Origin of the sequence: Streptomyces sp. NPDC050161, assembly GCF_044460025.1 — a bacterium.
Taxonomy (GTDB): domain Bacteria; phylum Actinomycetota; class Actinomycetes; order Streptomycetales; family Streptomycetaceae; genus Streptomyces.
The window spans coordinates 44,684-71,392 of sequence record NZ_JBITJM010000003.1 but is presented as its reverse complement, the minus strand read 5'-3'; the positions used below and the strand labels follow the sequence as shown (position 1 = coordinate 71,392).

The 26,709-nt window shown below is 71.6% G+C and carries 18 protein-coding genes and 1 tRNA gene; 7 read left to right on the top strand and 12 right to left on the bottom strand.

What is annotated here, in order from left to right:
• Positions 1 to 137 precede the first annotated feature (137 nt).
• Both ACIBK8_RS06035 and ACIBK8_RS06030 read right to left on the bottom strand, forming a co-directional pair.
• Positions 138 to 211, bottom strand: a tRNA-Met gene (locus ACIBK8_RS06035).
• A 74-nt stretch (positions 212 to 285) separates the two neighbouring features.
• Entirely contained in the window at positions 286 to 1,929 is a 1,644-nt protein-coding gene (locus tag ACIBK8_RS06030) for an ABC-F family ATP-binding cassette domain-containing protein (protein ID WP_399040364.1), read from the bottom strand.
• 55 nt (positions 1,930 to 1,984) lie between these two features.
• Here ACIBK8_RS06030 and ACIBK8_RS06025 point away from each other — a divergent pair, with 55 nt between their 5' ends.
• Positions 1,985 to 2,755, top strand: coding sequence for an enoyl-CoA hydratase/isomerase family protein (locus ACIBK8_RS06025; RefSeq protein ID WP_399040363.1), 771 nt, complete (start codon positions 1,985 to 1,987; stop codon positions 2,753 to 2,755).
• A gap of 30 nt (positions 2,756 to 2,785) precedes the next feature.
• Here ACIBK8_RS06025 and ACIBK8_RS06020 read toward each other — a convergent pair whose 3' ends face one another.
• Both ACIBK8_RS06020 and ACIBK8_RS06015 read right to left on the bottom strand, forming a co-directional pair.
• On the bottom strand, positions 2,786 to 3,430 hold the full coding sequence (locus ACIBK8_RS06020; RefSeq protein WP_399040362.1) for a DJ-1/PfpI family protein: 645 nt from the start codon (positions 3,428 to 3,430) through the stop codon (positions 2,786 to 2,788).
• An 84-nt stretch (positions 3,431 to 3,514) separates the two neighbouring features.
• On the bottom strand, positions 3,515 to 4,477 hold the full coding sequence (locus ACIBK8_RS06015; RefSeq protein WP_399040360.1) for a GlxA family transcriptional regulator: 963 nt from the start codon (positions 4,475 to 4,477) through the stop codon (positions 3,515 to 3,517).
• Positions 4,478 to 4,667: 190 nt separating this feature from the next.
• On the opposite strand from ACIBK8_RS06015, the gene ACIBK8_RS06010 reads away from it, so the two are divergent.
• Complete coding sequence (locus ACIBK8_RS06010) at positions 4,668 to 5,537, top strand: hypothetical protein (RefSeq protein WP_399040359.1); 870 nt, start codon at positions 4,668 to 4,670, stop codon at positions 5,535 to 5,537.
• A gap of 139 nt (positions 5,538 to 5,676) precedes the next feature.
• Entirely contained in the window at positions 5,677 to 8,136 is a 2,460-nt protein-coding gene (locus ACIBK8_RS06005; protein ID WP_399040358.1) for a Tex family protein, read from the top strand.
• Positions 8,137 to 8,165: 29 nt separating this feature from the next.
• Here the strand turns inward: ACIBK8_RS06005 and ACIBK8_RS06000 are convergent, their stop codons facing one another.
• Positions 8,166 to 10,145: an FUSC family protein gene (locus tag ACIBK8_RS06000; protein ID WP_399040357.1), complete on the bottom strand. Its 1,980-nt coding sequence runs from the start codon at positions 10,143 to 10,145 to the stop codon at positions 8,166 to 8,168.
• A 267-nt stretch (positions 10,146 to 10,412) separates the two neighbouring features.
• Here ACIBK8_RS06000 and ACIBK8_RS05995 point away from each other — a divergent pair, with 267 nt between their 5' ends.
• Positions 10,413 to 11,423 carry an FAD-dependent oxidoreductase gene (locus ACIBK8_RS05995; RefSeq protein WP_399040356.1) on the top strand — a complete coding sequence of 337 codons (1,011 nt, stop codon included), beginning with the start codon at positions 10,413 to 10,415 and terminating at the stop codon, positions 11,421 to 11,423.
• A gap of 78 nt (positions 11,424 to 11,501) precedes the next feature.
• On the opposite strand, the gene ACIBK8_RS05990 is transcribed toward ACIBK8_RS05995, so the two are convergent.
• The gene (locus ACIBK8_RS05990) at positions 11,502 to 13,271 is read right to left on the bottom strand and encodes a BCCT family transporter (RefSeq protein ID WP_399040355.1); all 1,770 of its coding nucleotides are present in this window, start codon (positions 13,269 to 13,271) and stop codon (positions 11,502 to 11,504) included.
• Positions 13,272 to 13,388: 117 nt separating this feature from the next.
• Complete coding sequence (locus ACIBK8_RS05985) at positions 13,389 to 15,374, bottom strand: Xaa-Pro dipeptidyl-peptidase (protein ID WP_399040354.1); 1,986 nt, start codon at positions 15,372 to 15,374, stop codon at positions 13,389 to 13,391.
• A 212-nt stretch (positions 15,375 to 15,586) separates the two neighbouring features.
• Here ACIBK8_RS05985 and ACIBK8_RS05980 point away from each other — a divergent pair, with 212 nt between their 5' ends.
• Positions 15,587 to 17,089, top strand: a complete 1,503-nt coding sequence (locus tag ACIBK8_RS05980) for a M1 family metallopeptidase (protein ID WP_399040353.1) — start codon at positions 15,587 to 15,589, stop codon at positions 17,087 to 17,089.
• A gap of 197 nt (positions 17,090 to 17,286) precedes the next feature.
• Here ACIBK8_RS05980 and ACIBK8_RS05975 read toward each other — a convergent pair whose 3' ends face one another.
• The gene (locus ACIBK8_RS05975; protein ID WP_399040351.1) at positions 17,287 to 18,204 is read right to left on the bottom strand and encodes an oxygenase MpaB family protein; all 918 of its coding nucleotides are present in this window, start codon (positions 18,202 to 18,204) and stop codon (positions 17,287 to 17,289) included.
• Between the two features lie 179 nt (positions 18,205 to 18,383).
• Between ACIBK8_RS05975 and sph the strand changes: the two genes are divergently transcribed.
• Positions 18,384 to 19,358 (top strand): sphingomyelin phosphodiesterase, encoded by a 975-nt coding sequence (gene sph / locus ACIBK8_RS05970; RefSeq protein ID WP_399040350.1) that lies wholly within the window; start codon positions 18,384 to 18,386, stop codon positions 19,356 to 19,358.
• Positions 19,359 to 19,448: 90 nt separating this feature from the next.
• Here sph and ACIBK8_RS05965 read toward each other — a convergent pair whose 3' ends face one another.
• Positions 19,449 to 20,909 (bottom strand): amino acid permease, encoded by a 1,461-nt coding sequence (locus tag ACIBK8_RS05965; protein ID WP_399040349.1) that lies wholly within the window; start codon positions 20,907 to 20,909, stop codon positions 19,449 to 19,451.
• A gap of 357 nt (positions 20,910 to 21,266) precedes the next feature.
• Here ACIBK8_RS05965 and ACIBK8_RS05960 point away from each other — a divergent pair, with 357 nt between their 5' ends.
• Entirely contained in the window at positions 21,267 to 21,995 is a 729-nt protein-coding gene (locus tag ACIBK8_RS05960; protein ID WP_399040348.1) for a MerR family transcriptional regulator, read from the top strand.
• A 39-nt stretch (positions 21,996 to 22,034) separates the two neighbouring features.
• On the opposite strand, the gene ACIBK8_RS05955 is transcribed toward ACIBK8_RS05960, so the two are convergent.
• From ACIBK8_RS05955 to ACIBK8_RS05945, 3 genes are all read right to left on the bottom strand, one after another.
• Positions 22,035 to 24,200: a 3-hydroxyacyl-CoA dehydrogenase NAD-binding domain-containing protein gene (locus ACIBK8_RS05955; protein ID WP_399040743.1), complete on the bottom strand. Its 2,166-nt coding sequence runs from the start codon at positions 24,198 to 24,200 to the stop codon at positions 22,035 to 22,037.
• A gap of 49 nt (positions 24,201 to 24,249) precedes the next feature.
• A complete protein-coding gene (locus ACIBK8_RS05950) occupies positions 24,250 to 25,464 on the bottom strand; it encodes an acetyl-CoA C-acetyltransferase (protein ID WP_399040347.1) in 1,215 nt (404 codons plus the stop codon).
• 63 nt (positions 25,465 to 25,527) lie between these two features.
• Positions 25,528 to 26,670 carry an acyl-CoA dehydrogenase family protein gene (locus ACIBK8_RS05945; RefSeq protein WP_399040346.1) on the bottom strand — a complete coding sequence of 381 codons (1,143 nt, stop codon included), beginning with the start codon at positions 26,668 to 26,670 and terminating at the stop codon, positions 25,528 to 25,530.
• Between the last annotated feature and the right edge of the window lie 39 nt (positions 26,671 to 26,709).

The following is a 26,709-nucleotide window of genomic DNA, read 5'->3' as shown; positions in this document are numbered from 1 at the left end:
TCCTCAGTCCGCCGCTTTTGTCCCGGTATACCGCGAATCAGCGGACGGGGCAGGGCGAGGGAGGACCGGGCGGGACTCGGGGAACGCAGACGGCAGCAGGCCCGGTGCCTGAGCACCGGGCCTGCTGCCGTAAGGAGTAGCGGGGACAGGATTTGAACCTGCGACCTCTGGGTTATGAGCCCAGCGAGCTACCGAGCTGCTCCACCCCGCGTCGGTTCGCCCCACACTACGGGCCATCCGCCACAGGGCCAAATCGGTGACCCGGCACCCGTCACGCGGCGGCGCTCACACCGGCCGGTCGGTGATCCGCCCGTCCGCGACCTCGATCCTGCGGGTGGTGTGCACCGCGTCCAGCATCCGCCGGTCGTGCGTGACCAGCAGCAGCGTGCCCGGGTAGGACGCCAGCGCGGACTCCAGCTGCTCGATGGCCGGCAGGTCGAGGTGGTTGGTCGGCTCGTCCAGGACGAGGAGGTTGACGCCGCGCCCCTGGAGAAGGGCCAGCGCGGCACGGGTCCGCTCCCCCGGCGAAAGGGTGCGCGCGGGACGCAGTACGTGCGCCGCCTTCAGCCCGAATTTCGCCAGCAGGGTCCGCACGTCGGCCGGGGCCATGTCGGGTACGGACTCCCGGAAGGCGTCCATCAGCGGGGCGTCGCCGAGGAACAGGCCGCGCGCCTGGTCGACCTCGCCGACCACCACGCCGGGGCCGAGCGACGCCTGTCCCGCGTCGAGCGGGAGCCGGCCGAGCAGCGCGGCGAGCAGCGTCGACTTGCCCGAGCCGTTGGGCCCGGTGATGGCGACCCGGTCCGACCAGTCGATCTGAAGGTCCACCGGGCCGAAGCGGAAGCCGCCGCGCTGCGTCTCGGCGCCGCGCAGGGTGGCCACCACCGCGCCGGCCCGCGGCGCCGCGGCGATCTCCATCCGCAGCTCCCACTCCTTGCGCGGCTCCTCGACGACGTCGAGGCGCTCGATCAGGCGCTGGGTCTGCTTGGCCTTGGCCGCCTGCTTCTCGGTCGACTCGACGCGGCCCTTGCGGGCGATCTTGTCGTTGTCCGTCGCCTTGCGGCGGGCGTTCTTGACGCCCTTCTCCATCCAGTTGCGCTGGGTGTGCGCGCGGGTCTCCAGGGCCGCCTTGGTCTCGGCGTACTCCTCGTACTCCTCACGGGCGTGCCGCCTGGCGCGCTCGCGTTCCTCCAGGTAGGAGGCGTAGCCGCCGCCGAAGGTGTTGACCTGCTGCTGGGCGAGGTCCAGCTCGACGACGCGGGTGACCGTGCGGGTCAGGAACTCGCGGTCGTGGCTGACCAGCACCGTGCCGGCGCGCAGGCCGCCGACGAAGGACTCCAGGCGGCGCAGCCCGTCCAGGTCGAGGTCGTTGGTCGGCTCGTCGAGGAGGAAGACGTCGTAACGGGAGAGGAGGAGTGAGGCCAGTGAGGCGCGGGCGGCCTGGCCTCCGGAGAGTGCGGTCATCGGCTGGTCGAGGCCGACGGCCAGGCCCAGTTGGGCCGCGGTCTCCTCGGCCCGCTCGTCGAGGTCGGCGGCGCCCAGCGCGAGCCAGCGCTCCAGCGCGGTGGCGTACGCGTCGTCGGCGCCCGGCCGTTCGTCGACCAGTGCCTGGGTGGCGGCGTCCAGGGCGGTCTGGGCCTCGGCGACGCCGGTGCGCCGGGCGAGGAAGGCGCGGACGGATTCGCCAGGGCGGCGGTCGGGTTCCTGCGGGAGGTGGCCGACGGTGGCGGTGGGCGGGCTCAGCGCGAGCTTGCCGTCCTCCGGGGCGTCCAGTCCTGCGAGCAGCCGCAGCAGGGTGGACTTGCCCGCTCCGTTGGCGCCGACCAGGCCGATCACGTCGCCGGGGGCGACGACCAGGTCAAGGCCGGAGAACAGGACGCGCTCGCCGTGGCCGGCGGCGAGGTCTTTGGCGACGAGGGTTGCTGACATCAGACCAGCGATCGTAGCCGCCCGGCCGACGGGCGGTCGCTCTAATATCCGGGGCATGGAACCGGGCCTGAAGACGCATGTCAGCGACGGCACAGCGACCGTCACCCTCAGCAATCCCGCCAAGCGCAATGCGATGACGGGGCAGATGTGGCGGGAGCTGCCGCCGCTGCTGGAGCGGTTGGCGGGCGATCGCGCCGTGCGGTCGCTGGTGCTGACCGGCGAGGGCGGGACGTTCTGCGCGGGGGCGGACATCGGGGCGCTGCGGGAGACGGCCGGGGAGTCGCAGGGGCTCGCGGTGGCGGCCGAGGAGGCGCTGGCCGCCTTTCCCAAGCCGACGCTGGCGGCGGTACGCGGCTACTGCGTGGGCGGCGGCTGCCAGCTGGCAGCCGCCTGTGACCTGCGGTTCGCGGAGGAGGGCGCGCTGTTCGGGGTGACTCCGGCAAAGCTGGCGATCGCCTATCCGGCGTCCGCCACCCGGCGGCTGGTCCGGCTGGTGGGGGTTTCGGCCGCCAAGTACCTGCTCTTCTCGGCCGAGTTGATCGACTGCGCGCGGGCGCTGCGTACCGGCCTGGTGGACGAGGTGCTGCCCGAGGGTGAACTCGGCAAGCGGGTCGCGGAGTTCACCGCCGTACTGGCCGGGCGGTCGCTGCTGACGCAGACCGCGGCGAAGGAGCTGGTGGACGGCGCCTGGGACGTGCCCGCCGGGGAGGCCGACGAGCGCGGCGCCCACTGGGCGGCGGTGGCGCACGCGAGCGGCGACATCGCCGAGGGCGCCACCGCCTTCCTGGAGCGCAGGGCGCCGCGCTTCACCTGGCCGGCGAACTGACCCCACGTCGTACGGCGGACCACCGAGCGGCTACCCCTCGCCGTGGCCGGGGAACCGGCTGCATTCCCTGAGCTGCGCGGTGATCCCGGCGGGGGCCTTCTGCGGGGAGCCCGCGTCGTACGGCGGCTGCGGGTCGTACTCGATGAGGAGCTGGACGGTCTGCGCCACGGCGTCACCGGCGATGCGGCCCACCAGGCTCAGCCCCATGTCGATGCCGGACGAGACGCCGGCGGCCGTGACGTACTTGCCGTCGAACACCACCCGTTCACCGGTCGGCTCGGCGCCGTACGCGGGCAGCTGGTCGAGGGCCAGCCAGTGGGAGGTCGCCCGGCGGCCCTTGAGGAGTCCGGCGGCGGCGAGGATCAGCGAGCCGGTGCACACCGACGTGGTCCAGGTGGTGCCGGCGTCCACCGCCCGGATCCACTCGCGCACCGGCCCGTCCGCCATCTGACCGCTCTGCCCCGGGCCGCCGGGCACGACGAGGATGTCGGGCGCGGTGACCTCGGACAGGGTGGCGTCGGCGACGAGGCCGAGCGCGCCGCTGTCGTTGCGGTAGGTGCCGGTGCGCTCGCCGGTGAAGACCAGCTCGGCACCCGGCATCTTGCTGAGCGTCTCGTACGGGCCGACGGCGTCGAGCGCGGTGAAGCCGTCGAAGAGCAGGATGGCGATCTGCATGGCGGGTCCTGTCGGTGGTGGTGACGGATGCCGCGCGCGTCGAGGTGACGGCGGGCTGCGGGAGAAAACGGGGTGGGCCGCAGGTCAGAGGGCGGGTCCTGCGGTCCGGAAGCGGCGGCGGTACTCGGCGGGCGCGGCGCCCAGGACGCGGACGAAGGCGCGGCGCATCGCCTCGGGTGTGCCGTAGCCGCAGTGCCTGGAGACCTCCTCGATGCCGTCGACGGTGTCCTCCAGGCGGCGGCGCGCGGCCTCCAGGCGCACCCGGTCCACGTAGCGGCCCGGTGTCATGCCGACCTCCAGGCGGAACGCGCGGGCGAAGTGCCGCGGGGAGAGGCCGGCCCGGCAGGCGAGCGTGTCAACGGACAGGTCGGCGGACGGGTTGTCGATGATCCACTGCTGGACGTCGCGGAGCGGTCGCCGGCCCGCCGTCTGCACCGCGAGCTGGGTGCTGAACTGGGTCTGGTTGCCGGGCCTCCGGAGGAAGACGACGAGCCGGCGGGCGATCCACAGCGCGAGATCCCGGCCCAGGTCCTCCTCCACCAGCGCGAGCGTCAGGTCGATACCGGCCGTCACGCCCGCCGACGTGACCACGTCGCCGTCCCGCACATAGATCGGCTCGGGCGCGACCTCGATGGCGGGGTACTGCGCGGCGAAGCTCTCGCACAGCGCCCAGTGGGTCGTCACCCGGCGGCCGTCCAGCAGTCCCGCCTCGGCGAGCAGCAGCGCGCCGCCGCACACCGAGACCTTCCGCTGCGCGTGCGGGGCGTGCCGCCGCAGCCAGTCGGTCAGCCGCGGGTCGATCGTGCGGCTGCCCTCGCCGCCGGGGACCAGGAGGGTGTGCGGCACGGCGGCGTCGGCCAGTGCGAGGTCCGGGGTGAGCCGCAGTCCGCTGGAGGTGGTGACGGGCCCGCCGTCGAGGCTCGCGGTGCGGATCCGGTACGCGTCGGGCACCGCCCGGTTGGCACCGCTGAAGACCTCCACCGGGCCGCTGACATCAAGGCTCTGGACATCGTCGTAGAGGACGACCAGCACGTCACGCGTCTCCATGGCTCCATCCTCGCCAGTGGCGGCGATGGCGGCAATGACGAATTTCCCACCTTTCCTGCCATCGCCGCGTCCCGGCAGGGGACTCCGCTTCCGGTGGCGGGCCTGGATCCCGTCGGATGGCGGGCGTGGTGTCCGTCCGGTGGCGGGCCTGGCCTCCCGGCCATACCAACGGGTCGGTAACCTGCCCGGCATGACCTCTGCGACCTCGCTGCCGCCGCGCGCCGGACGGCACTGCCACAACGTGATCAACCCGTTCCACTCGACGCACTACTTCTCGCCCGACCTGCACGACGAGATGGCGAAGATCGGCATCGAGAGCCGCAGCGCCGGCTACTTCGCGGTGCGCGGCGCGGCCATGGGCCCGGTCGGCCCCGGAACCATCACCGCGACCTTCTACAACTTCAGCCACCGCCTGGTCTCCCGGCACGTCCCCGCCGTCTGGTCGGTGGCCTCCCCCGAGACCGTGCTGGCGGCCCGGCTGCGCGCGGCCGACACCACCCTGCGCCGGCTGCTCGGCGACGCGGTGCTGGAGTCGCCCGAGATGGCCGAGGCGGCAGAGCTGGCGCTGCGGGCCGCGGAGGCGGGCAGCCGGCCCGCGAGGCCGCTGTTCGCCTCGCACGCCGACCTGCCGGTTCCGGACGCCCCGCACCTCGCCTACTGGCACGCCGCTTCCCTGCTGCGCGAACACCGCGGCGACGGCCACCTGATGGCGCTGCTCGACGCCGAACTGGACGGCCTGGAGGCGCTGGTCACCCACAACGCCAGCGGTCGCGGCATGAGCCACCTCGGGATCATGAAGACCCGCGGCTGGTCGCAGGAGGAGTGGACGGACGCGCAGGAGCGGCTGCGCGACCGCGGACTGCTGGACGCCGAAGGCGAGTTGACCGACGCAGGACAGCAGCTGCGCAAGGACCTGGAGGACACCACGGACCGGCTGGACCGGGCGCCGTACGAGCACCTCGGCGCCGATGGCGTGGCCCGGCTCACCGAGCTCGCGGGCGGCTTCACCACCGCCGCCATGGAAGCGGGGGCGTTCCCGGCGGAGATGTTCGGCAAGTAGCCGCGGACGCGCGTCGGCCACGGGGTGTGCGTGCGCCTTCTCACACCCCGGCGCCGCTGGCCGGGCGGCGCGACAGTGCGACCTGCGACCCTGCACAATGCAGGCTCAAGCAAGCGCTGGAAGGCGGGGCAGGATCAACGTGACGGCATCCACCGAGCCCATCGGGGCCCTCGGGACCATCGAAGCGAGGATCGCCGGGGAGCTCGGCGTCAAGGAGCGGCAGGTGAAGGCCGCGGTCGAACTGCTCGACGGCGGTTCGACCGTGCCGTTCATCGCGCGCTACCGCAAGGAAGCCACCGAGATGCTCGACGACGCGCAGCTGCGCGCGTTGGAGGAACGGCTGCGCTACCTGCGGGAGCTGGAGGAGCGGCGGACCGCGATCCTGGAGTCCGTACGGTCGCAGGACAAGCTGGACGCGGCGCTCGAAGCGCAGATCCGGGGCGCCGAGTCCAAGGCACGCCTTGAGGACATCTACCTCCCGTACAAGCCCAAGCGCCGCACCAAGGCGCAGATCGCCCGGGAGGCGGGCCTGACGCCGCTGGCCGACGGGCTGCTGGACGACCCGTCGGTGGAACCGGCCGCAGCCGCCGCCGCGTTCGTCGACGAGGACAAGGGGGTCGCCGACCCGGCCGCCGCCCTGGAGGGCGCGCGGGCGATCCTCACCGAGCGGTTCGGTGAGGACGCGGACCTGATCGGTGAGCTGCGCGAGCGGATGTGGTCGCGCGGGCGGATCGCGGCGAAGGTGCGCGAGGGCAAGGGCGACAGCAAGGAGGGTCCTGGCGCGAAGTTCGCCGACTACTTCGACTTCGCCGAGCCGTTCACCGCGCTGCCCTCCCACCGGGTGCTCGCGATGTTCCGCGGCGAGAAGGAGGAGATCCTCGATCTCGCGCTGGAGCCTGAGGACCCGTCGGCAGTGACGGAGGGGCCGAGCGCCTACGAGCAGGCCATCGCGCACCGCTTCGGCATCCGCAACCAGGGCCGCCCGGCCGACAAGTGGCTCCAGGACACGGTCCGCTGGGCCTGGCGCACCCGGGTCCAGGTGCACCTCGGGATCGATCTGCGGCTGCGGCTGCGGCAGGCGGCCGAGGACGAGGCGGTGCGGGTCTTCGCGTCGAACCTGCGCGATCTGCTGCTGGCCGCGCCGGCCGGCACACGCGCCACGATGGGCCTCGACCCCGGCTTCCGTACGGGCGTGAAGGTCGCCGTCGTCGACGCGACCGGCAAGGTGGCGGCGACCGAGACGATCTATCCGCATGTGCCGCAGCAGAAGTGGGACGCCGCGCTGGCGACCCTGGCGCGGCTGGCGAAGGAACACGACGTCGAGCTGATCGCGATCGGCAACGGCACCGCGTCCCGCGAGACCGACAAGCTGGCGGCCGATCTGATCACCGCGCAGCCGGAGCTGAAGCTGACGAAGGTGCTGGTGTCCGAGGCCGGCGCCTCGGTGTACTCCGCGTCCGCCTTCGCCTCCCAGGAGCTGCCTGAGCTCGACGTGTCGCTGCGCGGCGCGGTCTCCATCGCCCGGCGGCTCCAGGACCCGCTGGCCGAGCTGGTCAAGATCGACCCGAAGTCGATCGGGGTCGGGCAGTACCAGCACGACCTGTCCGAGGTGAAGCTGTCGCGTTCGCTGGACGCGGTGGTCGAGGACTGTGTGAACGGTGTCGGCGTGGACGTCAACACCGCGTCGGCGCCGCTGCTTTCGCGGGTGTCGGGCATCGGCTCGGGCCTGGCCGAGAACATCGTCGCGCACCGCGACAACAACGGCCCGTTCCGCTCCCGCAAGGCACTCAAGGACGTCGCGCGGCTCGGCCCCAAGGCGTACGAGCAGTGCGCGGGCTTCCTGCGGATCCGGGACGGCGACGACCCGCTGGACGCGTCGAGCGTGCACCCGGAGGCGTACCCGGTCGTGCGCCGGATGGTCACCGCCGCGGGCAGCGGCGTCGGCTCGCTGATCGGCAACGCCACGGCGCTGCGCGCGCTGCGGCCCGCCGACTTCGTGGACGACGCCTTCGGGCTGCCGACGGTCACCGACATCCTCCAGGAACTGGAGAAGCCGGGCCGCGACCCGCGTCCGGTGTTCAAGACCGCGACCTTCAAGGAGGGCGTGGAGAAGATCGGCGATCTCCAGCCGGGGATGCTTCTTGAGGGCGTGGTGACCAACGTCGCCGCCTTTGGGGCGTTCGTGGACGTGGGGGTCCACCAGGACGGCCTGGTGCATGTCTCGGCGATGTCGAAGACCTTCGTCAAGGAACCGCGCGAGGTCGTCAAGCCCGGTGACATCGTGCGGGTCAAGGTGCTCGACGTCGACATCCCGCGCAAGCGGATCTCGCTGACGCTGCGGCTCGACGACGAGCCGGGCAAGGGCGGCGCGGCAGGCGGCGAGCGGCGCGGTGGCGCGGGCGGCGGCGAGCGGCGCGGTGGCGGGCAGCGGTCCGGCGGCGGACGCGGTGGCGCACAGCGGCCGTCCGGTGGCGGGCAGCAGCGTGGCGGCGAGCGCAGGGGCGGCGGCCGGGAGGCCGCGCCGGCCAACGACGCGATGGCCGACGCGCTGCGGCGGGCCGGACTCCTGGGCGGCAAGGACGCCAAGCGCCGCACCTGAGCAGGGGCGGGAGCGGCCGTCAGGTCAGGTCAGGCCGCTCCCGCATAGCCGCGCATGCGCTCCAGTTCGGCGGCCACGTCGGTGAGGGTCGCGCAGTCGGGCACGGGTGCCAGCGCCTGCTCGTGCACACCGGGCGTCCGGCGGCCCGCCCCGCCCAGGGCGTCCGCCATCGCCGACAGTGCCGCGCACAGCCGCTCGGCCTCCGCCGCGCTCGGCCGTCGCGCCCCGTGGTCGAGGCGTACGGCGCAGGCGGTCGCCGCGTCCACGATGCGTTCGGCTGCGGTGACGACGGTCAGCCAGTCGGGGTTGCGGTCGCGGGCGGCGAGGAGTTCGGCGGCGGCGGTCTCCGCGGCCGTCCTCGCCTCGCCGAGCGCCCGGTACGCGGCCCGGCGCAGCGCCAGCCGCTCGGCGGTGTCCTGTCCCGGCTCGGCCGCCAGGACGTGCCGCAGGAACCGCTCGGTGGCGCGCAGCGCGGACGTGACCCGCTGGCCGACCCGGCGGCGCGGGTCCGCCAGGCGCGGCAGGTGGCCGACGACCAGCACGATGCCGCAGGCGATGGCGGTGTCGGCGATCCGCTCGGCGGACGCCTGCGGATCGCCGCTGACCCAGACGAACGCCAGCACCATGAAGGTGATCGCGGAGGTCTGGAGGGCGAAGTGCCGGGTGGCGAACGGCAGCAGCGCGCCGCCGATCCCGGCCGCCACCGGCGGCCACCACGGTCCCGGCAGCGCCAGGGCCGCCAGCGCGAACACCACGACTCCCGCGAGGGTGCCGGCGAAGCGGTTGACGGTGCGCGAGAACAGCGGGCCGAGGTCCGGCTTGACCAGGAAGGTGGCGGTCGCCGGGAGCCAGTACCAGTGGTTGGCGTGCAGCAGCAGAGCCACCGCGGTGCTCGCGCCGATGCAGACGGCGACCCGCAGGCCGTAGTCCCGTGCGGCGGGGCCGAGGAGGTTGCGGCCACGGCGGGTGCGCCGGCCGACGAAGCCGCGGGCCCGGCGGGCCAGGGTGCGCCACGAGGCGCGGGGCCGCGGGCGGGCGGCGGGTGCGGCCGGCTCCGTGCGCGCGAAGACGACGGCGGCGTCCAGCAGCGCGCGGTCGAAGGCGCCGCGGCCCGCCGAGCTGGTTTCCGGGGCGGCGAGGCGGCCAGGCGGGCGGCCGGTGCGCAGCGCATCGGCGAACTTCCGGGGGCTCTCGGCGACCCGGGCGGGCAGCGGCCGTGCCTCCCACAGGAGCGCGACGCTCGCCTCGCACAGGGTGGTGGCCGCGGCGAACCGCTCGGCCAGCAGGAGTTCGTCGCGGCGGGGCGCGCGGCGCAGCAGCCGGTCGGTGAGCCGGCGCAGCCGCAGCGCCTCGTCGGCGCGGTCGAGTGCCGCGGTCAGCCGGCGTCTGGCCGGTTCGGCGCCGGGCCCGCCGGCCGCTCCCAGGGCGACGGCCAGCGCGTCGAAGACGGTGGCGACGGCAGCCCGCTCGCCGCCCAGCGCACCGCCCGCAGGACGGGGGCTGCGCAGCACCACGCGGAGCAACAGCAGCCACAGGCACCCGGCGAGCAGGTAGAGGCTCTTCATCCAGGGCGCGCCTGGCAGCGGCATGCCGGCCCCGAGGACGGTGGCGGCCAGCATCTGCATTCCGGCGGTGGACCGGACAGGACCTGCCACGCTGCCCGCGCCGGAGACGAAGCCGACGGCGAACAGGGCGGGCACCAGCCACCAGCCGGCGCCTGCCGTCTGGAGGGCGGCGCCCATCAGCATGCCGAGGGCGGAGGCGAGCGCGGGCAGGCCGATGTGCACGATGCCGGTCCTGCGGGTGCCGGGCCGGTCGTTGACGCCGGCCAGCATCGAGCCGAGCCCGGCCAGCACGCCGGGCGCGGGATGGCCGGTGGCGACGCCCGCGCCCAGCAGCGGCCCCGCGCAGAGCGCGCCGCGGGCCACGGCGGGCCACGGGACGGGCAGCCGCTGCCAGCGGAACGGGTGGGCGAGCCAGGCGGGCACGGCGCGCGGGGCGCGGGGCATGGGCCTCCTCAGACGACGGCGGACGGACGGGCGGAACACGATCCGAGGGGCGTCATCGGCCGACGGTGCTGCCTACCAGCCTAAGGTCCGGGTTTGTCCGGACCACTGCCGGCCGGTTACCTCAAGATCACGAACGGGTGGCGGGCGCCGCCCACCCGGGCCGTCACGGGGACGGCGGACACCGCGCACCGGGCGCCGTCCGCTCCCCCGCCCCCTCCGCCCCGGCCCTCCCTCGCCTGCCGCGGCGCCAGCGGTTAGCGTCCGGATATGAGGATCAATGCGAGCGAGGTACTGGTCATCGGTGGCGGCGTGGTGGGGCTCACGTCGGCCATCGCGCTGGCGGAGGACGGACACCGGGTGCGGGTGGTCAGCCGGGACCGCGCGGACGACACCACATCGGCGGTGGCCGGCGGGCTGTGCTGGCCCTACCGGATCCAGCCGCGGGAACAGGCGGTGCGCTGGTCGGTACGCGGCTTCGAGGTGCTGGCCGCGCTCGCCGAGCGCCCGGAGGAGACCGGCTCCCGGATGGTGACCGGCACGATGACGGAGACCGTCGCCGATGAGCCCGCCACGTCCGGCACCGCACCCGCCGACGATGCGCTGACCGCCTGGCACGACGCCGTGCCCGGCCTGCGGCGGGCCCGCCCCGACGAGCTTCCGGCGGGGCACACGGCGGGATGGCGGGCCCGCACCCCTCTGGTGGACATGCCGGCCCATCTGCGGTACCTGGAGGGGCGGTTGGCGGCGGCGGGCGGGACGCTGGAGCGCCGCCCCTTCACCTCGCTCACCGAAGCGGGCCAGGAAGCCGGCACGGTCGTGAACTGCTCGGGCCTCGGCGCCCGCGAGCTGGTGCCCGATCCCCAAGTACAGCCGGTGCAGGGCCAGTTGGTGGTGGTGGCGAACCCGGGGATCGAGGAATGGTTCGTCTCGGCCGACGGGGGCGCGTCCGACACGACGTACGTGCTGCCGCAGCCGTTCGGTGTGGTGCTCGGCGGCACGGCGCGCGAGCACGCCTGGTCGCGGGAGCCCGACCCCGCGGTGGCCGAGGCGATCGTGGCGCGCTGCGCACGGCGCTTCCCCGCGCTGGCCGGTGCCAGGGTGCTGGAGCACCGGGTGGGGCTGCGCCCGGCGAGGACGGCGGTACGGCTGGCGGCCGAGCGGCTGCCGGGCGGCGCGTGGTGCGTGCACAACTACGGGCACGGCGGCGCAGGCGTCACCGTGGCCTGGGGATGTGCGGACGAGGTGGTGCGCAAGGTGCGGGAGGCTCCGGCGGAGTAGCCGGAGCGGCCGGGCGACGGGCCCGCCGCGACACTGCCGCGACGGGCCCGTCCCCCTTCAGCGTCTGCCAGCCGTCCGTCAGTCCTCCGGGCCGCCGGGCTTCCCCGAGCCCTCGGGATCGTCGTCAGGGCCCGAGCCGACGGCCGTGGCGCCCGTGGTCTCGCCGCCAGGACCGATCCGGAACTCGAAGTCGCCGTCGTACTGCTCATGACCGGCGATGACGGCCATCTCGACGGCTTCCTCGCCCCGCTGGCCGCGCACGATCAGCGGATCGCTGCGCAGGTCCCGCATCAGGGCCCAGCACATGACGATCATCACGATCATGAACGGCACCGCGACGAGGATCGTCAGGTTCTGCAGGCCCGTCAGGGCGTCGTCCGAACCGCCGCCGATCAGCAGCATGATCGCCGCGACCGCGCCGGTCACCACGCCCCAGAAGATCACCACGGGCCGGCTGGGCTCGAAGGTGCCCTTCTGCGACAGCGTGCCCATGACGATGGAGGCGGCATCGGCTCCGGAGACGAAGAAGATGCCGACCAGGATCATGACAAGAATGCTCATGACCGTGGCGAGCGGGTACTGGTGCAGCACGTCGAAGAGCTGCCCCTCGGGGGTACCGGCCCCGCTCAGCTGCTTGTCGGCCTGGAGCTTCGTCGCCGACCCGCCGAAGATCGCGAACCAGATGAGGCTGACCACGCTCGGCACGAGGATGACGCCGCCGATGAACTGCCGGATCGTCCGGCCACGGCTGATGCGGGCGATGAACATGCCCACGAAGGGCGTCCAGGAGATCCACCACGCCCAGTAGAAGACGGTCCAGGTGCGCAGCCAGGTGTCCACATCGGCACCGCTGCTGGCCTCCGTACGGCCGGCCAGCTGCGGCAGTTCGCCGATGAACGAACCGATGGACGTGGGCAGCAGGTTGAGGATCAGGACGGTCGGTCCGACCACGAAGACGAAGACGGCCAGGATCAGCGCCAGCACCATGTTGATGTTGGACAGCATCTGGACGCCCTTGGCGATGCCGGAGACCGCGGACAGGATGAACGCGAGCGTCAGCACGGTGATGACGACGACCAGCAGTGTGGTGCTGACGCTGTCCATCCAGCCCAGCACCTTGATGCCGCTGCCGATCTGCAACGCGCCCAGACCCAGCGAGGCGGCGGAGCCGAAGAGGGTGGCGAAGATGGCCAGGATGTCGATGACCTGGCCGCCCCAGCCGTTGGCCCGCCGCCTTCCGATCAAGGGGGTGAACACCGCCGATATCGTCTGCCGCCTCCCCCGCCGGAAGCAGCTGTAGGCGATGGCGAGCCCCACGACCGCGTAGATCGCCCAGGGGTGCAGCGTCCAGTGGAACAGCGTGGTGGCCAGCGCCGTGTCCATCTTCTGGGCCGCGTCCGCGGGGTCGGTGCCCGGCGGCGGGTTGATGAAGTGCCCCAGCGGCTCGCTGACGCCGTAGAACATCAGGCCGATGCCCATGCCCGCGCTGAACATCATCGCGATCCAGGACACCGTGCGGAATTCGGGTTCCTCTCCTTCCTGTCCCAGCGTGATCCGGCCGTACTTGCTGACGGCGAGCCAGATCGCGAAGACCACGAACCCCGACGCGGCGATGACGAACGCCCAGCCGAGGTTGTCGATCACCCAGTGCAGCATCGTTGTCGAGACGTTCTTGAGCGACTCCGTGGAGGAGGCGCCCCAGACGATGAACGCGAGGGTCAGCAGCGAGGTGACGCCGAAGACCACGCGGTCGGTCTGTGGAGGGCCGGTGCGGTGCGGGTCACCGGAGGAGTCCACCGCGATCGGCGAACGTCCCCCGTCCCCCGGTTCCTTGGCTTTGTCCGACACGTGTCGACCTTTCCATTGGCCAATTTTTTCCGACCGTTCACCCCCTACCACACCGCAGCGGCCCCCCGCCGGGAACGCGACCGTACGGTGATATGCGGATTGTGTGTGCGGAGCGGCTCACCGTCCGTGAGGCAGCCGGCTGAGCATGCGCGGCGGTGCGATGCCCGCACCGGGGTCCGCGGTCGCCGGACGGGCCCCCGCGAGCGCCCGCGCGAGCGCCGGGGCGCCGCCCGTCACCGGCAGGTCCGCCGAGGTACGCGCGAGGTCCAGGGTCAGCGTCGGCCGGGTGGACGGCGGATCGATCAGCCCGGCGTCCGTACCTGCCACGACCAGCGCGAGCCGGTGCCCCGCGGGCACGACGTGATCGCTCGCCGCCAGATCCAGGGTGAGGGTGTACGGCGTGCCCGGGGTGAGCGGACGCCCCTTGTGCGGGTCGGCGTAGGTGCCCAGATCCGCCCAGCCACGGCTGAAGACGGTGTGCCCCACCTTCTCGGTGTCGGCTGCGGTCTCCCGGAAGCAGCCGGTGTCGCCCTTGGTGCCCTGCCCCCAACAGGTGCTGCGGTCCAGGGTGGTGATGCCTTCCCCGGAGGCGGCGTAGTTGCGGATGGTGTCCGGGCCGATGTCGATCAGGACGGCCGAGAGGTGCGCGGTCGCCGTCGTCGGCGTGGCCGTCACGGTCACCTTCCCCGAGCCGGACAGCCGCAGCGGAGCGGTCAGCTTCCCGGTGGTGAAACCGGCCTTGGACGGTGTCGGCCGGTCGATGGCCGCCGCCCAGTCCTCCTCGCTCAGCTTCGGGTCGTCGGTGAACTTCTCCGTCGCGCCCTGCGGAGCGGGCGTGGTCCCCAGCGTGCCGACGCCGGGCGCGCCGCCGTTGCCCGGGTGCAGGGTGGTCGCCGCCGTGCCGTCCGCCGGCCAGTGCGCGTCCGTGGACCACTGGTCGGGCGCGCGTTCCACATCCGCCATCGGCGCCCGCTCGATGCCGTTGTCGTAGCCCATCAGGTAGTGGTCGAACCACTGGTGGAGGGTACGGACCCACTCGGGGCGCCGGTAGTCGAACGGGTCGACGTGACCGGTCTGCGAGAGCCAGATCTTGCGCTCCACACCGTGCCGGGCGAGCGCGTCCCACCACCGGCCCGCGTGCTGGGTACGGACGTTGAGGTCCTGCATCCCGTGCACCATGAACACGCTGGCGCGGACCTTGCCCGCGTCGGGAACGTAATCGCGCTCGCTCCACAGGCCGGTCCAGTCCCCGGAACGCGGGGCACCGTCGACGAGCTTCTGCTGCACGGCGGCGCACCGCTGGTGCGCACCGGAACTCTCGACGGCGTCCGCGAGCCCGTCGGGCCCCGAGCCGTACAGCGGCGCTCCCCGGGAGAAGTAGTAGTCGTACCAGGAGGAGATGCCGGCGATCGGGACGATGGTCTTGAGGCCCTTGACTCCGGTGGCCGCGACGCCGTTGGCGATGGTCGCGTCCCAGCTCTTGCCGATCATGCCGGTACTGCCGTCGGTCCAGTCGGCGGTGACCGCGGCGCCGCCCGACGGAGCGTCGTAGGCGCGGCCACGGCCGCCGAGCCAGTCGACGACCGCCTTCGCCGAGCCGATGTCGGAGCGCCCGCCGACGTCCACACAGCCGTCCGAACGGCTGGTGCCCGCCAGATCGACGAGGACCGTCGCATAGCCGCGCGGCACGAAGTAGTTGTCGTAATGGAGCGGGAAGAGGACCGGCCTGCCCTGCGCGTCGTAGGTCTTCTTCTGGTTGTCGTTGCCGCGCCCGCAGCAGGAGTAGTAGGGGCTGGCATCCATGATCACGGGGATCTTGCGGCCCTGCTGCGCGGGCTCGCTCGGGCGCACGATGTCGACGGCGACACGGTCGGTCCGCCCGTCCCCGTCCCCGTCCAGCCGGGTGTCCACCCAGACCGTTTCGCGGACCGCACGGTCGTAGGAGTAGACGGGTCTGCTCTCGCCCGGCGGGCCCGCCGTACGCGGGACGCCGGAGTCCGCCCGTGCGGGCGGCGAACCGGCCAGCGCGGCCAGCAGGGCGACGACCGCCGCCAGCGCGAATGCTTTCCAGGGGATGCGGGTGGCCCGCGCGGGATGCGTCACGGCGGGAAGGTAGCGCGCCGCAACTCCCGTGCGTAAGGGGGCCAGTGGGGCGCAGCGCACCCCACGAGGCCGAAACCGGTGGTACGCGACGTACACCGGAGGCCACCGCGCCACATGACGGTCATGTGTCAGATGAGGCCATGGACATGACGACACCCGGGCGAGTACATAGGCTCTGAACAGATCCACCTCTTCTACGAGTTGGAGGACTCGTGCGTCACAGACTCCTCGTCCCGGGCGCCGCTGCGCTCAGCCTGCTGCTGGCGATCCCGGCATCGGCGGCCAGCTTCACCCCCGGCGCTCCGGGTGCGGGCGACAGCTACTACCCCGAGAGCGGAAACGGCGGATACGACGTTTCCCACTACGACCTGCGGCTCAAGTACCAGCCGAAGACGGACCTCCTGGAAGGCACGGCGACCCTGCTCGCCACCACCACCCAGGACCTCTCCCGCTTCAACCTGGACTTCGGCCTGAAGGTCAGCGAGATCCGGATCAACGGCAAGAAAGCCACCTACGCCACCTCCGGCAAGCACGAACTGGAAGTCACCCCCGCCACCCCCCTGGAAAAGGGCAAGCGGATCAGCGTCGTCGTGCGCTACGCGGGCAAGCCGTCCGAGCTGAAGATCGACGGCTTCACCGCCTGGGCCCGCACCCCCGACGGCGGCGTGGTCGCACAGGAACCCGACTCCGCCGTCTGGTGGTTCCCGAGCAACGACCACCCCACCGACAAGGCCACCTACGACATCTCCGTCGCCGTCCCCGACGGAACCCAGGCCCTCAGCAACGGCGTACTGGCCTCACAGACCTCCAAACTCGGCTGGACCCGCTACAACTGGCGCTCGGACAAGCCACAGGCGACCTACCTGACCACCCTCGCCGTCGGCAAGTTCGACATCACCACCGACAAGACCGCCAACGGCCTGCCGGTGATCAACGCCGTCAGCAAGGACCTCGGCGCCAACAGCGGCTCGGCACACGCCAGCATCGAGCGCACCACCGAGGTCACCGAATGGCTGGAGAGCGTCTTCGGCCCCTACCCGTTCAACGCCGTCGGCGGCTACGTCCCCAACGTCCCCGCCGGATACGCACTGGAGACCCAGACCCGCCCCTTCTACGGCAAGAAGGCATTCGACCGCGGCGCCAACGTCTCCGTCGTGGTCCACGAACTCGCCCACCAGTGGTACGGCGACAGCGTCTCGCTCAAGGACTGGAAGGACATCTGGGTCAACGAAGGCTTCGCCGCCTACAGCCAGTGGCTCTGGTCGGAGAAGGAAGGCGAGGGCACCGCACAGGAACTCGCGGACTACGTCTACGACCAGCACCCCGCCGACGACCCGTTCTGGACCGTCAAGCCCGGCGACCCCGGCGCGGACAAGCAGTTCGACGACGCCGTCTACGACCGCGGCGCACTGGCCATCCAGGCACTGCGCAACAAGATCGGCGACAAGGTCTTCTTCGACATCCTCAAGACCTGGCCCACCGAGCACAAATACGGCAACGCCTCCGTCGCCGACTTCGTGAAGTTCGCCGAGAAGAAGACCGGCACACCGCTCGCCGACTTCTTCGACACCTGGCTCTTCCAGCCCGCCAAGCCCGCCGCAGGCGCCACCAAACGGACCCTCGGCGCACCGCGGACAACGGCCGCCCAACCCAAGTCCTGGAAGCAGATCGAGGCCACCCACCAGGTACACGCACATGAGGCGGGGGCGCACTAGGGGCGCTAGGCGCCTGCCCGAGACGCTGGAGCGTGCGCCTGAGAACCTTCGGGGGCTCGGGGGCTGCCCGCTCGGGGCCTGCCCGGCACCCGCCCGCTCGGCACCCGCCCGGCGCTCCCCCGCCCCCTCCCCCCTCTCCCCCCTACGGGGGGAGGGGGCGGGGGTGGGTTCGGGGGTGGGGGGTGTGTGACGGAGCGTCAGAAACGCCTCAGAGGACGCCAAGCCGCCAGGCGCCCCCTCCCGCCCCCAGCCGCCCGACGGGCCCTCCGCGCCGTGGGCAGGTACCGCAGCCGCTCCGGAAGCGCCGGCACCACCACGCGGACCACCCGGCCGAAGCACCGCAGCCGGCGTTCCTGGGCGTCGCTCCACCGCAGCCCGATGGCGAGGCGCGCGTCGGGCGGCAGCAGGCCGATCGCGAGGAAGCGCCGGCAGCGCACGAACAGGGGCCGCACCGCGGGCCAGGCGACCCGCAGCAGCAGCCGCAGCGGGAGCGGGCCGACGTCAGGCGCCGGGACCGGCAGGCCCGTGGCGACCAACCCCCGCACCACGGGCGTCGGTTCGAGGTCATTTTCGAGCACCTTGCGGTAGTACGGCCAGAATTCCTCGACGGTTTGCGGCAAGTCGCAGTCGCTGATGCCCAGCACCCGGCCGACCTGGAGCCATTCCGCGTACAGCTGCCGTTCCTGCGCCTCGGTGAGCGGGCGGCCGAGATAGCGCCGCCCGCGCCGGAAGACGGGGTAGCCGGTGGCGTGCACCCAGACGTAGGCGGCCGGCGTGAGGGCGTGACGCGCCGGCCCCCGCGCGTCGACACTCTGGACGGCCCGGCGCAGCCGCCGCAGCCTGCGGCCCTCCGCTGCCGCCGCCTCACCGCCGTAGACCCACAGCTGGAAGGAGATCAGCGACCGCCGGCCGCGCCCCCAGGGATCCGTACGGAACACCGCGCGGGCGTCGGCGCCCGCGCTCACCTCGGGGTGCGCCATCTGAAGGGTCATGACGGCCGGCAGGGTCAGCAGGGTGCGGATGTCCCCGGCCATCGACCACAGGAGGCTGCCCGGTGGCGGGGGTTGCGGGTTGCTGTGCACCGCCGTCATCGCCTTTGCCGTACCACGCGACATTCCTCGCGTTTCTCCATGATACGACCGTCCGGTCGCCGCCTCCGTGCCGTCCGCCGCGGCCTCGCGGGCAAGCGCTACGCCCCGTGAATCTCGTGCACACCGAGTGGTTACCAAGAGGTAACCACAGCTGATTTGATGTGCATCGCCGGATCATGTCCCCACCCCCACAGGGAGATTCAGTGTCGTACCCCGCACTGCGCACCCCACGGGCCGTCGCGACCGCCGCGGCCCTCGCCGTCGTCGCCACCGCCGCCGCGTCCCCCACCGCGTCGGCGACGCCGCCCCCGCATCTGAAGGTCCTGACCTACAACACCTTCCTGATGAGCAAGAACCTCTACCCCAACTGGGGCCAGGACCACCGCGCCGAAGCCATACCGGCGGCGGACTTCTTCCAGGGCAACGACGTCGTCGTCCTGGAGGAAGCCTTCGACAACTCCTCGTCGGACGCCCTGAAGTCCCATGCCGCGGCGCAGTACCCGCACCAGACCCCCGTGGTCGGCCGCAGCAAGGACGGCTGGGACGCCACCGGCGGCGCCTACTCCGCCGCCACCCCGGAGGACGGCGGGGTGACACTGCTGAGCAAGTGGCCGATCCTCCGCAAGGAGCAGTACGTCTACAAGGACGCCTGCGGCTCGGACGCCTTCTCCAACAAGGGCTTCGTCTATGCGGTGCTGGACGTGAACGGCGCCAAGGTGCACGTGGTCGGCACGCACACCCAGTCCACCGACTCGGGCTGCAAGGCGGGCGAGGCGGTCGCCGACCGCGCGGCCCAGCTCAAGGAGATGGACGCCTTCCTGGACGCCCGGCACATCCCGGCCGACGAAGAGGTCATGGTCGCCGGTGACATGAACATCGACTCGCACGGCCCGGAGTACGACGCGATGCTCGCCAACGGCGACCTGGCGCCCGCCGACAGCCGTACGGGCCATCCGTACTCCTTCGACACCCAGGAGAACTCCGTCGCGAAGTACCGCTACCCGGACGATCCGCGCGAGGACCTGGACTACGTCCTGCACCGCAACGGCCATGCCAGGCCCGCCGGTTGGCGCAATGACGTGATCAAGGAGGAGTCCGCGCCCTGGACGGTCTCCAGCTGGGGCAAGCAGTACACGTACACCAACCTCTCCGACCACTACCCGCTGCTCGGCGGCTGAGCGCGGCGGTCCCCCGCACGCGCGGGGCGGTCGCGGACGCCTCCCCGGCCTCCGCGACCGCCCCTGTACGTCAGGCGTCCGAGCGCTGCTCTACGACGCCGCCTCGCGCTCCTCGGCGATGCGCCGCACCCGGCCGCGGACCGCGTACCAGCCGACGACCAGCGCGACGGCGAGGACCGGAATCAGCAGCACGGTCTGCCGGCCGACACCGTCGTCGAACCACATCAGCATGATGACGCCGAGCAGGAAGGCGATCGTCACGATGTCGGTGACGGGCGTGCCGGGGAGCCGGAAGCGCGGCCTTCGCACCAGCCCCTCCTGGGCGCGGCGGACGAACACCAGGTGGCAGATCATGATCGTGCACCAGGTGCTGATGATGCCGAGCGCCGCGATGTTCAGCACGATCTCGAACGCCTTGCCCGGCACGACGTAGTTGAGTGCCACGCCGAGTACGCAGACGGTGGAGGTGAGCAGGATGCCGCCGTACGGCACCTGGTTGCGGTTCATCAGCCCGGCGAACTTGGGTGCGGAGCCCGCCATGGACATGGAGCGCAGGATGCGGCCCGTCGAGTAGAGCCCGGAGTTCAGGCTCGACATGGCGGCGGTCAGCACGACGAGGTTCATCACATCGCCCGCCGCCGGCACTCCGACGTTGGAGAGCACGGTGACGAAGGGGCTCTCGCCGTCGGTGTACTTGTTCCACGGGAGCAGCAGCGTCAGCAGCAGCACCGATCCGACGTAGAAGACGCCCACCCGCCACATGATGGAGTTGACGGCCTTGGGCACGACCTTCTCGGGCTCGCTGGTCTCGCCCGCGGTCACGCCGACCAGTTCGACGGCGGAGTAGGCGAAGACGACGCCCTGGAGGACGATCACCACCGGCAGCATGCCGGTCGGGAAGAATCCGCCGTTGTCGGTGAGCACGTCGAGGCCCGGCGGGTGCCCGCCGACCGGGTGCTGGGTGGCCAGCAGGAAGATGCCGATGAACATGAAGATCACCAGTGCGGCGACCTTGATGATCGCGAACCAGAACTCCAGCTCGCCGAAGATCTTCACGGAGATGAGGTTCACGGACAGCACCACGGCGAGCGCGATCAGCGCCATCACCCACTGCGGGATGTCGGTGAACAGGCTCCAGTAGTGCGTGTACAGCGCGATGGCGGTGATGTCGGCGATGCCGGTCGTCGACCAGTTGACGACATACATCCAGCCGGCGACGTACGCGCCCTTCTCGCCCAGGAATTCCCTGGCGTAGGAGACGAACGAACCGGAGGAGGGGCGGTGCAGCACCATCTCCCCCAGCGCCCGGACGACGAAGAAGGCGAAGAGGCCGCAGACGGCGTAGGCGACGGCCAGCGCGGGTCCTGCGGAGTGCAGCCGGCCGCCGGCGCCGAGGAACAGGCCGGTGCCGATCGCGCCACCGATCGCGATCATGTTGATGTGGCGGCCCTTCAGGCCCTTGCTGTATCCCGCGTCCCCCGCGTCCTGCCGTGCCCCGCTCCCCCCGTCCGGTGGCCCATGCGCTTCATCCGTGACGGTGTCTGTGGTCACTGCTGATTCATCTCGCTTTCAGGCAGGTGCTGGAGACGTGACTGGATTCCGCGGATCGCGCGGGCAGTCGACGGCACACCTTCCCCGAAGAGGACCCCTCCGTCTGTGTGCTGGATCACATCCATTACGCGCCACTTGCGATTTGGGGGATTTTCACCCCATTAATCCCGCACCGGACATACGACGACGCCGAAATTTGGGCCCCTCCCGGCCGCCACTTCGCCCGTCACGGGGAAATCGCGTGACCTGTTCCGTACGGTCAGCGGGGCGCCGACGGCCACGGCACACGGATTCGCGGCGGGTCCGCGGCCCTCCGAGAGGTTTCACAGAAGTGGTGAGACAGCAATACTGTTGAACATGATGGAGTCCGCCACCGGCCTGACGGTCGACGAACTGGCCGCCCGCGCCGGCGTCACCGTCCGCACGATCCGCTTCTACAGCACGCGCGGACTGCTGCCGCCGCCCGAGATCGGCCCGCGCCGGGTCGGCCGTTACGGCCCCGGCCATCTCTCGCGGCTGGCGCTGATCGAGGAACTCCAGCACCAGGGCATGACGCTGTCCGCGATCGAGCGCTATCTGCGGCAGCTGCCGCCCGACCTGAGCGCCCAGGACCTGGCGATCCACCGGGCGCTGGTCGCCGGCTGGATCCCGGACAAGGCCGAGGACACCACCCGTGACCAGCTGGAACGCCGGGTCGGCCGGGAGCTGACCGAGGACGACCTGGACCGGCTCGCGGCCATGAGCGTGCTGGTGCGGACCGACGACCCGGACGTCTTCCGGGTGGATCCCGGGCTGCTGCACCTGGGCACCCGGCTGCTCGACGTGCCGATCGCCCTGGAGACGATCCTCGCCGCACGCACCGTCGTCATCGAGCACACCCGCTCGGCGGCCCGCGAGCTGAGCCGGCTCTTCAAGGACGAGGTGTGGGAGCCCTACCGCGGCGGCGCTCCTGACGCCGAGGAGATGGCACGGATGAAGTCGCTCTCCGCCCATATGCAGCCCATGGTGGTGCAGGCACTGGTCACCGCTTTCCAGCGGTCGATGAAGGAGGAACTGCGGGAGTGGTTCGGCGAAACCGGGGCGTGAGGGGGCGGACCGCCGCGACTGGGCCGCCCCCGCCGTCCGTCAGCCGTCGCTGAACTTCTCGCCCTTCCCGGCCTTCTCGACCAGCAGCGCGGGCGGCGCGAACCGCTCGCCGTAGGCCGCCTCCAGCTCCCTGGCACGGGCCACGAACCCGGGCAGACCGCCTTCGTAGCCGTTGATGTACTGGATCACGCCGCCCGTCCAGCCCGGGAAGCCGATGCCGAAGATGGAGCCGATGTTGGCGTCGGCGACCGAGGTCAGCACGCCCTCCTCGAAGCAGCGGACGGTGTCCAACGCCTCGGAGAACAGCATCCGTTCCTGCATGTCGACGAACGGAACGGCGGCGTCCTTCTTGGTGAAGTGCTCGCGCAGCCCCGGCCACAGGCCGTCCCGCTTGCCGTCCTCGCCGTACTCGTAGAAACCGCCGCCGCCGCTGCGTCCGGGACGGCCGAACTCGTCGACCATCCGGTCGATGACCGCGTCGGACGGATGCGGCTGCCAGCTGCCGCCGGCCTCCTCGACCGCCCGCTGGGTCTCCTTGCGGATCTTGCGCGGCAGGGTCAGGGTCAGCTCGTCCATCAGCGACAGGACCTTCGCCGGGTAGCCGGCCTGGGCCGCGGCCTGCTCGATGGAGGCCGGGTCGAGGCCCTCACCGACCATCGCCACACCCTCGTTGATGAAGTGGCCGATGACGCGGGAGGTGAAGAAGCCGCGCGAGTCGTTGACGACGATCGGGGTCTTGCGGATCTGGCGGACCAGGTCGAAGGCGCGGGCCAGCGCCTCGTCGCCGGTCCTCCCGCCCTTGATGATCTCCACCAGGGGCATCTTGTCGACCGGCGAGAAGAAGTGCAGCCCGATGAAGTCGCCGTCGCGCTCGACCCCTTCGGCCAGTCCCGAGATGGGCAGCGTCGAGGTGTTGGAGCAGAGCAGCGCGTCGGGAGCGACGATGTGCTCGATCTCCTGGAAGACCTTGTGCTTGAGCGCGACGTCCTCGAAGACCGCTTCGATGACCGCGTCACAGCCGGCGAGGTCCTGCGGGTCGGCGGTGGGGGTGATGCGCGCCAGCAGCTCGTCCCGCTTCTGCTCGGTCGTACGGCCGCGGGCGAGCGCCTTGGCCAGGAGCCCCTCCGCGTACGCCTTGCCCTTGGCCGCGGCCTGTGGCGAGATGTCCTTGAGCACGACCTGCATCCCGGCCTTGGCGCAGGAGTAGGCGATGCCCGCGCCCATCATGCCGGCGCCGAGCACCGCGACCTTCTGAACCGTGCGGGGTGCGATGCCCTGCGGGCGGTTGGCGCCGGAGTTGACGGCCTGGAGGTCGAAGAAGAACGCCTGGATCATGTTCTTCGAGGTCTGGCCGGTGACCAGCTCGACGAAGTAGCGGGCCTCGATGGTCTGGGCGGTCTCGAAGTCGACCTGGGAGCCCTCGACGGCCGCGGCGAGGATGTTGCGAGGCGCCGGGTAGGGCGCGCCGTTGACCTGCTTCTTGAGGTTGGCAGGGAACGCCGGGAGGTTGGCGGCGAACTTCGGCTGGGCCGGGGTGCCGCCGGGGATGCGGTAGCCCTTGACGTCCCAGGGCTGCTGGGACTCGGGATGCTCGTCGATGAAGGTGCGGGCCTTGGCCAGCAACTCTTCGGGGGAGGAGGCGACTTCGTGGATCAGGCCGTTGTCCCGGGCGCGGGTGGCGTTGTACTGGGTGCCCTGGAGGAGGACCTTCAGCAGGGCGTCGGCGATGCCGAGCAGCCGGACCGTACGGGTGACACCGCCGCCCGCGGGCAGCAGGCCCAGGGTGACCTCGGGCAGGCCGATCTTGGTGCCGGGGGTGTCCAGGGCGATGCGGTGGTGACTGGCCAGCGCGATTTCGTAACCGCCACCCAGGGCCGCGCCGTTGATGGCGGCGACGACGGGCTTGCCGAGGGTTTCGATACGGCGCAGGTCGCGCTTGATGCCGTTGCTGGCGTCGAATGCGTGCTGGGCCCGCTCCGGGGTGATGGCGATCAGGTCCCGCAGGTCGCCGCCGGCGAAGAAGGTCTTCTTGGCGGAGGTGAAGATGACGCCGCGGACGCTGTCCTGCTCGGCCTCCAGGCGGTCGGCGACCGCGGTGAGGGAGGCTTTGAAGGCGTCGTTCATGGTGTTGGCGGACTGGCCGGGGTCGTCCAGGACCAGGGTGACCACGCCGGTCTCGTCCTGCTCCCAGCGGATGGTCGACATCGCAGAGGTCTCGCTCACTGTGGCTTCTCCGTAAGGGGTGGGACGGCGGTCAGAGGCGCTCGATGACGGTGGCGATGCCCATGCCGCCGCCGACGCAGAGGGTGGCCAGGCCGTAGCGCTTGTCCTGGCGTTCCAGTTCGTCGATGAGGGTGCCGATGATCATCGCGCCGGTGGCGCCGAGCGGGTGGCCCATGGCGATGGCGCCGCCGTTGACGTTGATCTTGTCGAGGGAGAGCCCCATGTCCTTGGCGAAGCGCAGCACGACGGCGGCGAAGGCTTCGTTGATCTCGACCAGGTCGATGTCGTCGATGGTCAGTCCGGCCTTGGCGAGGGCCTTGCGGGCCGCGGGCGCGGGCCCGGTCAGCATGATCGTCGGGTCGGATCCGGAGACGGCAGCCGCGGCGATCCTGGCCCGCGGCGCCAGGCCGTAGCGCTCGCCGACCTCGGCGTTGCCGATGGCGACCAGGGCGGAACCGTCCACGATTCCGGAGGAGTTGCCCGCGTGATGGACGTGGTCGATCTTCTCGACCCAGTGGTACTTCTGGAGCGCCACCGCGTCGAAGCCGCCCGCCTCGCCGATCATCGCGAAGGACGGCTTGAGGCCGGCCAGCGATTCGGCGGTGGTGCCGGGGCGGATGTGCTCGTCGCGGTCGAGGACGACCAGGCCGTTGCGGTCGCGTACCGGGACGACGGAACGCTCGAAGCGGTTGTTCTTCCATGCCTCGACGGCGCGTTCCTGGGACAGGGCGGCGAACGAGTCGACGTCGTGCCGGGAGAAGCCCTCGATGGTGGCGATGAGGTCGGCGCCGATGCCCTGCGGGACGAAGTTGGTGGCGAAGTTGGTCATCGGGTCCATCGCCCAGGCGCCGCCGTCGGATGCCATGGGGACGCGCGACATCGACTCGACGCCGCCGGCCAGGATCAGGTCCTCCCAGCCGGAACGCACCTTGGCGGCGGCGAGGTTGACGGCTTCCAGGCCGGAGGCACAGAAGCGGTTCTCCTGGACGCCGGCCACCGTGTCGGGCAGTCCCGCGGCGATGGCGGCGACCTTGGCGATGTCCGAACCCTGGTCGCCGACCGGGCTGACCACGCCGAGCACGATGTCGTCGATGGCCGCCGGGTCCAGGCCGGGGAAGCGGCTGCGGAGTTCGTGGATGAGACCGACGACGAGATCGACGGGCTTGGTGCCGTGCAGTGCGCCATGGGCCTTGCCGCGGCCACGCGGGGTGCGGATCGCGTCGTATACGTACGCTTCGGTACTCAAGTCAGGCAGCCTTTCGCATGAGGGTGGAGCGGTCGCGGCGGGTGCGGACCCAACGGTCCCGGGTCAGCCGAGCAGGGACCGGCCGATGATCTCCTTCATGATCTCGGTGGTCCCGCCGTAGATCGTCTGGATGCGGCCGTCGGTGAAGGCTTTGGCCACGCGGTATTCGGTCATGTAGCCGTAGCCGCCGTGGAGTTGGAGGCAGCGGTCGGCGACGCGCTTCTGGAGTTCGGTGGCCCACCACTTGGCCATCGAGGCATGCACCGCGTCGAGTTCGCCCGCGGAGTGGTCGGCGATGCAGCGGTCGAGGAAGGCGCGGGTGACGGCGCACTCGGTGGCCATCTCGGCTATCTCGAAGCGGATGTGCTGGAGCTTGGCCAGCGGCCTCCCGAACGCCTCGCGCTCCTTGACGTACTGGCGGGTGATCTCCAGGAGGTGTTCGGCACCCGCGATCCCGGCGACGGCGATGCCCATCCGTTCCTGCGCGAGGTGGGTCATCAGGTGGACGAAGGCGCCGTTCAGCTCGCCGAGCAGGTTTTCCTTGGGCACCCGGACGTCGCGGAAGAAGAGTTCGGCGGTGTCCTGTGCCTTCTGGCCGATCTTGTCGAGGTTGCGGCCACGCTCGAAGCCCTCCATGCCGCGCTCGACGACCAGCAGGCTCAGGCCGTGCGCCCCGCCTTCGGGGGTGGTCTTCGCCACCACGATGACGAGGTCGGCGAGGATGCCGTTCGAGATGAAGGTCTTGGAGCCGTTCAGCAGCCAGTGGTCGCCGCGGTCCTCGGCTGCGGTGCGGATGCCCTGGAGGTCGGAACCGGCGCCCGGTTCGGTCATCGCGATGGCGGTGATGAGGTCACCGCTGCAGAAGCCGGGCAGCCAGCGCCGCTTCTGCTCTTCGGTGCCCAGTGAGGTGAGGTACGGGCCGATGATGTCGTTGTGCAGCCCGACCGCGAGTCCGGCCGCGCCGGCCCGGGTGAACTCCTCGGCCAGCACGGCGCTGTAGCGGAAGTCGGCGTTCCCGCCGCCTCCGTACTCCTCGGGGACGGCCAGGCCGAGCAGCCCCTGCCTGCCCGCCGCCCGCCAGGCGTCCCGGCTGACGATGCCGTCCTGCTCCCACTGTTCGTAGTGCGGGGTCACCTCCTTGGCGAGGAAGGTTCGTACCGTCCCGCGGAAGGCTTCGTGGTCCTCGGTGAAGATCTGACGCTTCATCTGTCCGGGCCCTCCTCAGAGCCAGTTCTTGACGGTGGC